The following is a 13,693-nucleotide window of genomic DNA, read 5'->3' as shown; positions in this document are numbered from 1 at the left end:
CTGAGGTCGAGATTGCGGTCACACAGCGAATAGACGGGCTGGATGAGCTTGATCTCGGGGAACTCGGGGAGGTTGTTGATGATGCGGGCGCGTTTGGCGATGCTGGATGCCTGGTCGGCGATGCGTTCGAGGTTGTTGGCGACGCGGATGGTGCCCATGATGAGGCGGAGATCGTGCGCGGTGGGCTGAAACTTGACGAGGATCTGCATGCCGAGCTTATCGACGTTTTTCTCGAGTTCGTTCACGTCCTGGTCGGCGGCGATGGCGGCATTGCAGAGGTCGGTGTCGCGCTCGAGCAGGCCACGCATGGCACTGGCGAGGTTCTTGCGCGCCATGCTGGCCATGCTGAGGACATCGCTGCGCAGCTTGTCGAGCGAATGGTTGAAGCTGGAGAGGATGTGATCTTGCATGTGGATAGAATGAATGAAGGTGACGGTTTCGCTACATTGGAATTGCAGAAGATTCCGGGGATGGGGGTTCTTCCTCGGCCTCGACCTCGGCCAGCGCGCCTTTGGGATCGCGGTTGGTGAGCAGGCAGAACTCGGGGTAGCTGATGATCTGAAAACTGCCGTCGAAATTTTCCACGATGGCGGTCATGGACTCGACCCAGTCGCCGGAATTGAGGTAGTGCGTGGTGCCGACCTTTTTGTTGTTAGCCTTGTGGATGTGGCCGCAGATGATGCCGATGCAGCCGCGCTGTTTGGCGAGGTTTTGCAACTGGTCCTCATACTTGCCGACGGCACCGATGGTGGATTTCACCTTCTGCTTGACCCAGGCGCTGAAGGAGAAGGGCTCTTTGCCGCGCAGGCGGCGGTAGGCATTGTAGAGGCGGTTGATGCGGAGGAGGAAATTGTAGCCGAGGCCGCCGAGCTGGGCGAGCCAGGCGTGGTTCGAGCTGATGGCGTCAAAGCCGTCTCCATGCACCACGAGGTAGTCGCCGGCGGGGGTGTGGTGGATGTGCTCGTCGGTGATGATGAAGTGCTCAAACTGGATCGGGATGAAGCGGTCGAGCACGTCATCGTGGTTGCCACGCAGGTAGATGATCTCGGTATTTTCCTTCTCCATCTTGCGCAGGACGGTGCGAATAAAGTTGGTGTGGCCTTTGTTCCAGCCGCCGAGGCGGCGGAGATGCCAGGCGTCGATGATGTCGCCATTGAGGACGAGTTTGTCGCAGAGGCAGTTGCGCAGGAAGTGGGAGGCCTGAGCGGCCTTGCTGTCCGGCATGCCGAGGTGGACGTCGGAGATGAAGATGGTTTTGAACCGCAGCTTCGACTTGCCGGTGGCCGGATTTGGAATGGGGGCTTCAGCGGACATCAGTTTAAGAGAGGCATGGCATGCATCACGGATGCCAGTTCGTGTTCAAATTGTTCAATCACCCGTTCCCAGCCCAGATCAAAAGCCGACTGCCGGGCGGCAAATCGCAGCGGCTCCTGCTGCCAGGCGGCGGCGGCGAGGCGGGTCTGCGTGAGGAAGGCGGCCTCTTCATTGAAGGGCGCGAGCCAGCCATTTTCACCTGTGCGGAGCAGGAGGCGGGGGGCGGCATAGTCATAGGCGACGACGCCGAGGCCGGAGGCCATGGCCTCCAGCACCACATTGCCAAAGGTTTCTGTGATGCTGGGAAAGAGGAAGATGTCCCCGGAGGCGTAGTGTGCGGCGAGATCCACCCCAGTTCGGGGACCGGCGTAGTGGAACTCGGGACGCTCCGCCTTGAGAGACTCCAGGCGGGGGCCATTGCCTACAATGACCATACGCGCCGTGGGCTGTTCCTGTTTGAAGACATCAAAGGCGCGGACGACGAGTTCCAGATTTTTTTCCGCCGCGACGCGGCCGACGTAGATGACGACGGGAGAGGAGTCATCCGCGCCCCAGCTTTGGCGCAGGGTGGGATCGCGCCGCTGAGGGTCGAACAACTCGGTGTCCACGCCCCGCCCGAGAACGCCGACGTTTTGGATGCCCCAGCGCTCAAGCATGGCGGCGGTGTCTGCGGAGGGGGTGAGGGTGCGGGCGGTCTGATTGTGGATGGTGCGCAGCACGCCCTGGGCGACGGTTTCCAGGCCGGGCAGGTGGTAGTCTTCGAGGTAGTTTTGAAAATTGGTGTGGAAGCCGGAGACGACGGGGATGTCCCGCCGCCCCGCAGCACGAATGGCGGAGATGCCCATGAGGGTCTCGGTGGCGACGTAGAGCACGTCCGGGCGGAAGGAGTCAAAGAGCTCCAGCATCTGGCGTATGGAGGCAAAGCCAAAGCGCAGCCCCGGGTAGCCGGGCAGCGGGAGGGAGTGCATGACATGGCGCTGCAGCCCTTCCTCCGATTCCACGGTGGTCACCACCTCCACCACATGCCCACGGCGCACCAGACCCGCCCCGAGGGTGTGCAGCGTACGTGCCACGCCATTGATGTCTGGCGGATACGTGTCTGTGACGATGAGAACCCTCATGATGGGAGATAATGAACTAGAGGTGGATGAAGCGCAGGTGGGAATGATGTCCAACTTTGTCACTGTGACGAATCCGTCACAATTCATGCATTCTCCCCACACAGGAACCTTGCCATGTGACAGCTTCGTCACCATCATGGATTTGCCGATGGGGCAGCCACGTCACAAACACCCAGCATGAGCAAGATATTGATCGTCGAAGATGAATCGGACATTGCAGAACTCATCTCCCTGCACCTCACCCGTGAGGGACATGTGCCGATCTGCATCGGCAATGGTCTGCAGGTCATGCCGACGGTGCTGACCCAGCAGCCGGAGTTGATTGTGCTGGACATCATGCTGCCGGGCCTGGACGGCATGCAGATCTTCAAGCGCCTGCGTGCGGACACCCGCACTGCGGCCATCCCGGTGATCATCCTCACCGCCAAAGGTCAGGTGACTGACAAAATCGCGGGGCTGGAACTCGGCGCGGATGACTACCTGACGAAGCCGTTCAGCCCACGGGAGCTGTACCTGCGCATCACAGCGGTGCTACGGCGGGTGAAGAAGGTCACGCATGTGTCGGAGATCCAACGCGGCCGCTTCATGCTGGACCGCAAAAACATGAAGCTGTTTCTGGACGGCACTGCCTTGGACCTGACAACCATCGAGTTCAAGCTGCTGACGACGCTGATGGAAAACGACACGGCGATCCACAGCCGGGCGGACCTGCTGCGCGATGTGTGGGGCTACAACAGCGATGTGGCCACCCGGACCCTGGACACTCATATCAAGCGCGTGCGTGAAAAACTCGGTGCAGCCGGGGAACATATCGTCACCATTCGTGGTACGGGCTTCCAGTTTCAGACGGAACTCACCGCCACCCAGCCTGCATGACCACCCTTTCCCTCCTCCTGGCCCTGATGCTTGGCATCTGCCTCTTTGCCTGGGCGCGGCGCGAGAAGTACTGGACGAAACGCTGGGAAACCGTGGCGAAAACCCTCGGGCTGAGGACGCGTGATGCGAACCTGCTGCCCGGGCATGCCGCCGGGGTCTTCCTGGCGCGGCAGCAGGCGGAACAGCAGGCGGAGCTGCGGCGGGTGTTTGAGTCTTTGCTGGATGAGATCAGCCAGGGGCTGGTGCTGGTGGATGAGAACCTGCGCATCCGCTATGCGAATGCGACTCTGAAAAAGCTGCTGCACCGCAAGGAGATCCATGCGGGACGCCACCTCATCGAGGATGTGCGCGACCACCAGATCTCCGATCTGGTGCAGGAATCCATCACAGAAAAACGGCACACGAAGCGCCGCATCCAGATTCTGCCCTCAGAAGCGGGTGTGGGGGCCAACCTGGGGGGGCGTTATTTCATCGTCGAAGCGGCACCGCTGGCCGCTGACGTGGGCGGGGGTGCCTGGCTGATGATTCAGGATGTGACGGAGTCTGCGATGACGGAGCAAATTCGCCGGGACTTCGTGGCCAATGCTTCGCATGAACTGCGCACGCCGCTGACGCTGATCAACGGCTACATTGAAATGCTGCAGGACGACTCCGCGAAGGCGTCCCCGACGATGAAGCGCAGCCTGGATGTGATGGAAAAGCATGGCAAGAGGATCGCCCGGATCATCGAGGACATGCTGGCGATCTCACGGCTGGAGGATGCAAGCAGCACGCTGAACAAAGAACCCTTCAATGTGCGTGCGTGCGCGCAGGAGGCAGCCGACCATCTGGCACCGATGCTGGAAGGGCGGGATGCCCGCATCGAGCTGGATTTCCCGAAAGATGGCGGCATGCTCACGGGAGACCGCTTTTACTGGGACCAGGTGTTTACCAACCTGATCGAAAACTCGATCAAGGAGAACACGAAGCCTGGGCTGGTGATCCGTGTCTCCGGGACATGGGAGGCAGAGGCCTGCACGCTCAAGATCAGCGACAACGGCATCGGTATTCCTGCGCATGACCTGCCCTTTGTCTTCAAACGCTTCTACCGTGGGAACAAGCACCACTCGTCGCAGATCAAGGGCACGGGGCTGGGACTTTCCATCGTGAGACGGGCAGTGGAAGCGCATGGGGGCACGGTGGAGCTGACGAGTTCCCCGGGAATCGAGACGACTTTCACGATGCGGCTGCCTTTGCAGCAGGCGCAGGGTGTTTGAATGATTGGTTGGGGTTTGTGAGCGGAGGGCTGGCGCATTGAGGGTTCATACGTTCGTTTGTGAGGGTTCAGCTTGAGCGGCGGCCTAGAACCGCACACGGAGTGTGCGGACTACTCTACTGGCGTCTTCGCGAGGGCCTTTGCCCCGCTTTTCAGCGCTGGACTGGCGATGCCTTTTTTAAATGGCGGCGAGAAAGCTGTGCTTGCTGCCGGGGCCGCTTGCGCTCGCGAGATCAAGATGATGCACTTTTGAGAGATGCCTAAGCTTGAGCCGGAGCGTAGTCTGTGGTTAGAACCTCTTGTGGAAGATCCCTTTGGCCATCGCATATCCTACCTGCGCGTCTCCGTCACCGACCGGTGCAACGAACGCTGCCGGTATTGCATGCCCGAGGAGGAGCAGGCTTGGTTCGCCAAAGATGAGACGCTGAGCTATGACGAACTACTGCGCACCGTGCGCGTGGGTGCCACGCTGGGGATCAAAAAGGTGCGTGTGACGGGCGGCGAACCCCTCACCCGCCCCGGTGTGGCCGGATTTTGCGCGGATCTCGCCCAGATTCCAGGCATCGAGGACATCGGCATCTCGACCAACGGCACCCTGCTTGCAAAACTGGAAGATGGCGTGACCATGGCCGAACGTCTGGTGAAGGCCGGGGTACGCACCGCGAACATCTCGCTGGATTCGCTGGATCGGGAGATTTACAAGCGCACGACCAGCCGTGATCTGCTGCCGCGGGTGATGGAAGGCATCGACGCGGCGATTGCCGCCGGGTTTCAATCCATCAAGTTTAACTGCGTGCTCATGAAGGGCCAGACGGAGCGCGAGCTTCCGGCGCTGATCGACTTTGCCCGCGAAAAAAAGGCACTGCTGCGCTTCATCGAACTCATGCCTGTGAGCACGCAGGATGTGCTGAGCGAGGACAATTTCCTGCCTATCGCGACTGCGAAGAAGCTGGTGGAGCAGACTGCCGGGGAACTCACTCCCCTGCCCGAGTTTCGTACGAACGGCCCGGCGGCTTATCATCTGATCCCGGCGACCGGTCAGAGGATCGGCTTCATCGGTGCGATGACGAATCTGCACTTCTGCGAGAACTGCGACAAGCTGCGCCTGACCTGTGACGGCAAGCTGCGGCCATGTCTTGGGAGCTACTTGGAGTTTGATCTGCGCAGTGTGATGCGCGGAGGCTGCAGTGATGCGGATCTGGCGGCGTTTTTCCAGAACGTGGTGGCGCGGAAGCCTAAGGAGCATGACTTCCGGCATAACTACCAGCCGAACCGAAGGATGATTGCGATTGGGGGGTAAGATGATGCGAAAAGCGGCGGCGCGCTCAAGGGGTGGCGCACGCATTTTAAAACGCATGGCACCGCATATTCACGATCGTAAGCGGTGGTGTTTTGAAAACCAATTTGGACAGGATTAACAAGATCACAAAATTATGCAGGATTGGGCGGTGTGTTTTGAGATCGCGAGCTGAAAGCGGTGTGTTTTAGTCGCTGCCAAAAATTTTGTTAATCCTGCGATCCTGTTAATCCTGTCTCAATCAATGGCAGAGATACATCAGCCGCCCTCCCCCCTCCCACGAGTTCACTCACTGAAGGGAAATACAGCTTTATTTGCTGATGCAAATACCTAGCATCCTCGTCCTATGAGCCAACTGACACACCTCAATCGCAAAGGCGAAGCCGCTATGGTGGATGTTTCCGAGAAGCCGCCGGTTAGGCGTGAGGCGGTGGCCGAGGGGCGCATCTTGCTGCAGGCGGCGACGCTGGATTTGATTCGCAAAAATCAGGTGAAGAAGGGGGATGTGCTGAGCATCGCGCGCATCGCGGGGATCCAGGCGGCGAAGCAGACGCAGTATCTGATCCCGCTGTGTCATCAGATTCCACTGAGCAAGGTGCAGGTGGATTTTGAGGTGGGTGCGAAAGCGGTACACATCACGGCGACGGCTGTGACTGTGGCGCCGACGGGGGTGGAGATGGAGGCGCTGACGGCGGTGAGCCTTGCGGCGCTGACGATCTATGACATGTGCAAGGCGGTGGATAAGAAGATGAGGATCGAGGGGGTGAAGCTGGTGAAGAAGACGAAGGGGTGAGGGTGAGGACAAACTCAGAAGATTTTATCCACGGAACCTATCTGAGGTTCTAATTTCCGTGTATTCCGTGGTTGATGAATGCAGTGATCTGAGAGCGTAGGCGCGACGCCGCTTTCGCAAACCGTACAAGCTGGCTGAGTCCACAGAGCGCGCAACACCCCGCGAAAGCGGCGTCGACGATGCAGGCTTGCACCGTGCATCTCTGCCGCCGCACTCCACGCCGCTGTCGCGCAATTGAAAGCCCCAGAGCCTTCGCGAGACAACGCCGAGGTTTTCAATCACGGCCTACAAGCCCCACGCTGTGTCTCTTGGTGTCCTCTGTGGCAAATCTTGCCGAAATGGTCGAGGACGAGCCCTGACAAAAAAACACGCGATGCTGTGAAGCATCGCGTGTTTGGAGTGAGTCTGTTGAACCGTCGCTTACGCGAAGAGGTTGGTGATGGGCTGGCCTTTGTCGGCGATGGTGAAGGGGCGCTTGCTGGGGCTGTAGATGACTTGATCCAGCGGGAGGCCGAGGGCGTAGGCGATGGAGGCGTTGAAGTCCATGATCTTGACTTTGTCTTCGACGACTTCGCGGCCTTCCTTGTCGGTCTTGCCGTAGGTGAAGCCGCCTTTGACGCCGCCGCCGAACATGACACCGGAGAAGGCTTTCGGATAGTGGTCGCGACCGGCGTTCTGATTGATGTCAGGCGTGCGGCCGAACTCGGAGTTCAGGACGATGAGGGTGTCTTCCAGGAGACCGCGATTGTGCAGATCTGCGACGAGGGTGGCGAGGCCTTTGTCGAGGGTTTCGCAGCGGTCTGGGACGGCGACGAAGTTGGCGTTGTGGGTGTCCCAGCCGCCGAGGGAAACTTCGACGAAACGGACGCCGCGCTCCACGAGACGGCGGGCGAGGAGGCAGCCCTGGCCGAAGGCTTCTTTGCCGTAGGCGGCACGGAGTTCGCCGGGCTCTTCGCTGAGGTCGAAGGCCTTGAGGTCTTCGGACTTCATCATGGCCATGGCGTCGTCATACATGTCGGCGTAGGCCTTCACATTGCGGTGAGGGAAGGTGGTGCGGAAGTCTTTGTCGAGTTCATCGGCGAGCTTCATGCGGGCCTGGAACTTGTCTTCGGGGCTGCCGTTGCGGATGTTCTTGAGTCCGTTTTCTGGATTGCTGACGAACAGCGGGGCCTGCGCGGCGGGGAAGAATCCGGCACCGGGATGGCGGCTGTCATTGCCGATGAAAACGAAGTTTGGCAGGGTGCTGTTGCCACCGCCTTGAAAGACATTGAGCCACGCGCCCATTGAGGGATGACGGATGGTGCCGCGCATCTCATAGCTGGTGTGCATCATGTAGTTCCCCTGCTCATGCGCGCCCTGCGTGGAGGTGAGGGAATTGATGACGGTGCCGTGGTGCATCTGCTGCGCGGTGAGAGGCAGGTATTCGGAGATGCGGACGCCGTCTGCGCTGGTCTTGATGGCCTTGGTGGGGCCGGCGGTTTCCACGCCTTCCTTGGGATCCCAAGTGTCCATGTGGGACTGGCCACCGCTCATGTACAGGTAGATGACGTTTTTCGCGGTGGCCGCCTGTTTCAGCTTCGAAGAGCCCTCAAAGGCGGCGAAGGATTTCGTGGTGAGCGAATTGCCAAGCAGGCCGACTCCGAGGAGGGAGCTGGCGGTTTTGGCGGCGAAATCACGCCGGGTGATTTCACCTGAGCGGACGAGTTTGCTGGCAAGTTCCTGTTTCATGGGAGGCGCGCGTTGGGTGTTGGGTTTGACGTGTCTTACTGAATGAAAATAAACTGCTGGGTATTGAGCAGGGAGAAGACGAGGTCCTCCATGCTGCTGAGGCCGCTGTCCTGCGCCTTGAGCCACACGGCTTTTTCCGCAGCGGTGGGCTTGCGGGAGAGGATGGTCATGTAGGCGGCGTCCACTTTGTCATCTGGATACGGGGCCTTGTTCACGGTGAGCATGAGCTGGCTGTACCTGTTGGCGATCTGCGGCAGGAGGCTGCCGTTCATCATGGCGAGGGCCTGGGGCACGCTGGCGTCGTTGTTGGCGTTTTCGATGGTTTCACGGTCGCTCTGGCCGAACTCGCGGAGGTAGTGGCCGCGAGGTGCGGGGCTTTCGAGTTCGGAGGAACGCAGTGTGTTGCGGCTGATCTGCTCACGTGTGCTGATGTAGTTCCGGCGCTCTTTCTCGTTGGTGATGCCAAAGAAGTCGGCCTCTTCAGCGTAGGCAGCACGCGCTTTCTCAGCGACGGCTTTCTGCTCGTCCTTGCTGAGTTCCTTGCGGTCATAGCCGGGGATGTTGATCTTTTCTACCTTGGCACCGTTGGCCATCATCATCATTTCGCCACCGCCGCTCATCATGGCGGGGGAGGAGTCGCCGCCACTGTTCTTGGTGAGTGAGACGGTCTGATAGGGCTTGCCTGTGACTTTTTCGAAGAGCTTTTTCTCCCCGGGGACGACGACCTCGGCAAAGGTGACGCGACGTCCTTCATTCTGGATGCGATTGACCTCTTTGCGAATGTCGTCGGACTTAGTCTTGAGGTCATTGACTTTCGCCAAGGCGGCGACTTTGGCGGGGCCGTCCGGCATGGCTTCCGCTGCCTCGCGTGCTTCCTTGTGGGCGATACGAGCTTCGGTATAGAGCTTCTGCTGTACATCGGTGCGCTCACGGTTCTTGCTGTAGATGTCGGCGGCTTTTTTGAGTCCGGCGAGGGCCTCATCGGCAGAAAGCGTCTCGACTCCGTCGGCGATCTTCTTGGCCTGCAGGATGCGCTGCTCCATGATATCGCGGTTGGTCTGGTTGATCATGTCCGGGCTGGGATTGATCAGCGTGACAAAAGAGTCCCACATCTGCTCGGCGCTCATGCGGCGGAGCAGCGGCCCGGTGAAGTGATAGACATTGCCGGGGGCGTGCTCCTCGCGGGTGACCTGGGACTGATAGGCCTTGGTGTTGTAAAGGACGCGCAGGACGCCTTTCATGTCATACTTCATGTCCACGACCAGTTTCTCCAGACTTTTCTCCATGTCAGGAATCATGGGCACGGTGGTGTCCATGAGTTCGTCGAGGGGTTCGATGAGAGCGAGGCCAAACACGCGCTTCCAGAGACGGTTGGCGATGACGGTGGTGAAGCGGGGATTTTCGGGGCTGGTCATCCAGCGTGCATAGGCCTGAAGGGGGGTCTCGCCCGGCTGGGTGATGCATTCGTGTCCCATCATCGTAGCGGGAGCGACGGCGGACTTGGGTTTGGCGTCGCTGTATTGATAGTCATGCGGCAGCGTCGGCTTGCGCTCACTGCTGCTGACGGAAGTGTAGCGCATGGTGTCGCGCACGTCCTGCATGGCTTCCTGATAGCCGCGCTGTTCTTTGCGGGAGACCTGACGGGCTTCCTCGCGCTTCTTGTTCACTTCCTTCATCTGCTCGTCGTACTTCTTCTGCTCACTGACGAACTTGGTTTCAAGAGCGGCTCTTTCCTCTTTGGTCAACTTGCCGGTGTTCTTGACGCGCTGCGGCCGCTTGGGCTCTTTGATGGCGTCACGAATGGCCTTTTCCTTGTCGCGCAGGAGATCGGTCACACCACCCATGGTGTCACCGCCGTAGTCCTGGGTCTGCACGCCATAGGTGAAGGAGGCCATCTGGAAGAACTGCATCTGCGACCACTTGTCGAAGGGGTGATTGTGGCACTGTGCGCATTCGATGCGGGTACCGAGGAAGACGCGCACGGTGTTGGCCATGTTGTCCAGCGGCATGCCGCGGTCACGCATGTAATAACCAATGGCGCCGTTGTCCCAGGCCTTGCCCTGAGCGGCCACCATTTCGCGGACAAACTGATCGTAGGGCTGGTTTTTGCGCAGGCTGTCCTTGACGAAGTTCGCATAGGCCGCGCCGGTGATGGCTCCGGTCTGCTGGCCGTTCGAGGTGACGCGGAGGACATCGGCCCAGTAGTTGAAGAAATGCTGCACGTAGGCTTCGGAGGCGAGCAGCTTGTCGATGAGCTTGGCGCGCTTGTTCGAGTCTTTGGAATTGAGAAACTCCTCGGTTTCACGTGTGGTCGGGATGCGCCCGATGACATCGAGGTAAATGCGACGGACAAAGGTGTTGTCGTCGGTTTGCGGGTTGCCTTGGAGTTTGTTGGCCGCCCAGTCTTTGGCCAGAACGGCATCAAGCTGCCTGGCAGCAGCAGCGGTGTCCATCTGGCCCGCGGCATTGGCGGAAGACAGCGAAACGAGCGCTAGGAGAGGGAGGGCGAAGAGTTTCTTCATGTTCGAACAAACGTGCCAATTGCATAAATTTTTCACTTTCGTGTAGAATCAATGCATTTATGCCCTGCACTCTTTGGCAGCCTCCCCGATGCGGGATGCGCCTATTGCCCTTAATATAGGCAGGCTTGCCGTGCGGTAAGCACCGCCTCCATTCGCCTGTTTACGAGTCCGCCTTTTCACTCTCCGCCCGACGCTTGACCGTGATCTGATGAATCCCTTTGCGCAAAGTGCCGACGTTGAAGTTGACGATCAGTCCTGTTTGGAAGTGGCCGAGCCGGACCTTGGACTCCAGTTCCTGCTGCTGCAGCCGGGTGATTTCTTCCTGAGCACGCACCAGCAGCAGCAGTGAATCACCGATGACAAAGTCGAGACGGGTCGCGGTTTGCACGGTGCGGCCATGATAGGTGAACTCGAGCGGCACCTGGCGTTTGAAATCAAACTCCATCTCACGCAGTTCAATGGCGAGACATTCCACATACGCATCCTGCGTCAGCCCCGGCCCCAGCGCGCGATGCACGTTCATGCATGCGCCGATGACGAGGTGTGGCAGATCGGCGGTGTTCATGGTGCGGTGGGCTGAAGGGCTTCTTCACCCAGGATGCCGTAGATCTCTGCGGTGGTGCTCTGCTGGTGCGTGGTCAGCCATTTGTCCATGGCGGCGGAGAGTCGCGCCTTCACTTCGGGATAGCGCGACTTCACATCACGCTCGCAGTGCGGGTCTTGGCGCAGATCAAACAGGCGCTCGATGGAGTGCTGCTTGCCGGGAGTGCGGATGTATTTAAAGCGCTCAGTGCGCACGCAGTGCTCTTTTGTTTTCAACACGGCGTCTTGGAACTTGTCCTTGAGCACAAAGTGGAAGTCGAAGGAGGGATCAATGAAGGTGGTCTCATCCATTGGTGGGATGAAGAGCGGCTCTTCACCGGGAATGATGCGGCGAAAAAAAAGGTAACTGGTTTCACCGAAGTAGGCGAGGTCGAGGCTTTTCTTTTCACCTCGAATCAGGGGTGCCAGACTGGTGCCTTCAAAGCGCGGCTGTGCGGGCACGCCGACGAGGTCCAGAAGCGTGGGCGCAAAGTCGAGCGTACGCGCGAGCTGCGCATGCCGCTGAGGCTTTTCCAGACCGGGGACGTGGAGGATTGCGGGTACGTGATTGGCCTGGTCTCCGCCATTGAATGTGGTGCCATGACCGAAGGTACAGTTCGGCTCAAAAAGATCGTCGCCATGGTCGCCAGTGATGAGGATGATGGTGTCATCCAGCAGCCCTTGCTTTTCGAGCTCGGCCACCACGCGGCCCACGGAGTCGTCAAACATGCGCACGCAGCCATCATACAGTGCTGTGATCTGCTTCACCTCCTCGCGCGGGAGCTTGCTCCACTTTTCATTGATGTCGGTGCCGCCGATGAACTCGTCCACGTTCAGCGCGAGTTCATGCTTGTGAGGGCCGTTGTACTTTGGGTCCGTCCACAGTTTCGCGTAGTGCGTGGGTGTCTTGTAGGGCAGATGCGTGCAGGAGTAATAACCTAGGAGCAGGAAGGGCTGCCGGTCTTCGGCGCGCTGCTTGATACGGTCGATGACCTGATCTGTGACCACTTCCGGGGTCATGTAGTTGGCGAATGACTTGAGCTTTGGAAACAGCATGTGGCCCATGCGATTGTCGAAAAACAGGGGTAGGATCTGATGATGGAGAAAGACGACCTCGCTCATGTAAACACGGAAGTTGTCGAAGTCGGAGACGATGATTTTGTCGAAGCCCATCGGCAGTTCGTTGAAACCGCAGGCACACCAGTCGCCGATCACCGAGGTGTCATAGCCCTGGCGTTTCAGCTCCGCGCCAAGTGAGGGCGCTTCCTGATTGGCCCGGTCCACCATCGCGCGACTGGGGAACATGTGCCGCACTCCGTGTGTGTGCGGATACTGCGAGGAAAACATGCTGGTGAGCGATTCCAGCGTCGAGGCAATCGGCGTCAGGCAGCGCTCAAAATTCACGCCTTTGGCTGCGATGCGGTCGATGTTCGGTGACGTGAGGCGGTGATACCCATTGCAGGAGAGATGATCCGCACGCAGCGAGTCCGAGCCAAGGATGACAATGTTTTTAGGCTTCTTTTTGCCACCCGCCAATTCCCCAGTATCTGGCGCGCGACTCACGCCGTAGCCGCTCACGGCAAACATTCCCAGAATGCCCGCTACTGCTGCAAAGCTGAACAGCAGAGGCCGCGCCGAACGGGTGAACCAGCGGCGCAGTTCGAAGAGATAAAAGCCAGCCGCCGCCACCAAAGCCATGAGGGGAAACACCTGCGTGATCAGTGCATGCACGGCATCCTGCACCCGCGTGCCACACACGCGGCCCAGCGCATCATACCAGCCAAGAAGATAGCTATAGTCACCGAAGTAGGGCTTCTCCAGCATCAGCTTAAAAATGAAGAACCCATACAGCAGGCAAGCAAACAGCAGGGTGCGCCAGACGACACCCCAGCGCGCAAAGGCCCGCACATTGCCCCACAGGCGGACGAGTGGATAGATCAGCAGGACATAACCGGCCGCCACCAGGAGGTAGCCCTTCAGCACGACGAGATTGCTCCATACGAGATACCACCAGTGATGCTGCAGCGCGACCTCCGAGAAGCGGTTATTGAAGCCGTAGGAGTTGCCCGCAAAGCTGAGGATCGCGCTCATATACCACGCCAGGAGCGTGCCGAATACGGTCAGCACGACAATTTTGAGGATATAACGACGTTGCAAGGAAGGAGGCGGCATGCGGAAGGGGAGCAAGACTACACCGCTACCCAC

General features: G+C 59.2%; 11 protein-coding genes. 4 read left to right on the top strand and 7 right to left on the bottom strand.

Annotation, left to right across the window (positions count from 1 at the left end; translation table 11 throughout):
• The 3 genes from PSV43_RS22225 to PSV43_RS22215 form a co-directional block, all read right to left on the bottom strand.
• Nucleotides 1-410: PhoU domain-containing protein (locus PSV43_RS22225; RefSeq protein ID WP_300202918.1), on the bottom strand; the 410-nt coding region annotated here is incomplete at its 3' end.
• Nucleotides 411-441: 31 nt separating this feature from the next.
• Nucleotides 442-1,314: a UDP-2,3-diacylglucosamine diphosphatase gene (locus PSV43_RS22220; RefSeq protein WP_300202915.1), complete on the bottom strand. Its 873-nt coding sequence runs from the start codon at nucleotides 1,312-1,314 to the stop codon at nucleotides 442-444.
• The gene (locus PSV43_RS22215; RefSeq protein ID WP_300202913.1) at nucleotides 1,314-2,435 is read right to left on the bottom strand and encodes a glycosyltransferase family 1 protein; all 1,122 of its coding nucleotides are present in this window, start codon (nucleotides 2,433-2,435) and stop codon (nucleotides 1,314-1,316) included. The genes PSV43_RS22220 and PSV43_RS22215 overlap by 1 nt, the downstream gene beginning before the upstream one ends.
• 177 nt (nucleotides 2,436-2,612) lie before the next feature.
• Here PSV43_RS22215 and PSV43_RS22210 point away from each other — a divergent pair, with 177 nt between their 5' ends.
• From PSV43_RS22210 to moaC, 4 genes are all read left to right on the top strand, one after another.
• Nucleotides 2,613-3,311, top strand: a complete 699-nt coding sequence (locus tag PSV43_RS22210; protein WP_300202910.1) for a response regulator transcription factor — start codon at nucleotides 2,613-2,615, stop codon at nucleotides 3,309-3,311.
• Complete coding sequence (locus tag PSV43_RS22205; protein ID WP_300202907.1) at nucleotides 3,308-4,567, top strand: ATP-binding protein; 1,260 nt, start codon at nucleotides 3,308-3,310, stop codon at nucleotides 4,565-4,567. The genes PSV43_RS22210 and PSV43_RS22205 overlap by 4 nt, the downstream gene beginning before the upstream one ends.
• Before the next feature lie 255 nt (nucleotides 4,568-4,822).
• Nucleotides 4,823-5,866: a GTP 3',8-cyclase MoaA gene (moaA, locus tag PSV43_RS22200; RefSeq protein ID WP_300202905.1), complete on the top strand. Its 1,044-nt coding sequence runs from the start codon at nucleotides 4,823-4,825 to the stop codon at nucleotides 5,864-5,866.
• A gap of 343 nt (nucleotides 5,867-6,209) precedes the next feature.
• Nucleotides 6,210-6,656, top strand: coding sequence for a cyclic pyranopterin monophosphate synthase MoaC (gene moaC, locus PSV43_RS22195; protein WP_300202902.1), 447 nt, complete (start codon nucleotides 6,210-6,212; stop codon nucleotides 6,654-6,656).
• Nucleotides 6,657-7,076: 420 nt separating this feature from the next.
• Here moaC and PSV43_RS22190 read toward each other — a convergent pair whose 3' ends face one another.
• The 4 genes from PSV43_RS22190 to PSV43_RS22175 form a co-directional block, all read right to left on the bottom strand.
• Nucleotides 7,077-8,384, bottom strand: coding sequence for a DUF1501 domain-containing protein (locus PSV43_RS22190; protein WP_300202899.1), 1,308 nt, complete (start codon nucleotides 8,382-8,384; stop codon nucleotides 7,077-7,079).
• A gap of 35 nt (nucleotides 8,385-8,419) precedes the next feature.
• Nucleotides 8,420-10,906: a DUF1549 domain-containing protein gene (locus tag PSV43_RS22185; RefSeq protein ID WP_300202897.1), complete on the bottom strand. Its 2,487-nt coding sequence runs from the start codon at nucleotides 10,904-10,906 to the stop codon at nucleotides 8,420-8,422.
• A gap of 160 nt (nucleotides 10,907-11,066) precedes the next feature.
• Complete coding sequence (locus PSV43_RS22180; RefSeq protein ID WP_300202894.1) at nucleotides 11,067-11,471, bottom strand: GxxExxY protein; 405 nt, start codon at nucleotides 11,469-11,471, stop codon at nucleotides 11,067-11,069.
• Nucleotides 11,468-13,693 (bottom strand): sulfatase-like hydrolase/transferase (locus tag PSV43_RS22175; protein WP_300202891.1); only part of this gene is annotated, 2,226 nt, incomplete at its 5' end. The genes PSV43_RS22180 and PSV43_RS22175, both read right to left, overlap by 4 nt.

The sequence above is a fragment of the Prosthecobacter sp. genome (assembly GCF_029946185.1).
In the GTDB taxonomy this organism is placed as follows: domain Bacteria; phylum Verrucomicrobiota; class Verrucomicrobiia; order Verrucomicrobiales; family Verrucomicrobiaceae; genus Prosthecobacter.
The sequence above is the reverse complement of the archived record's forward strand: the minus strand, read 5'-3'. Positions and strand labels throughout refer to the sequence as shown.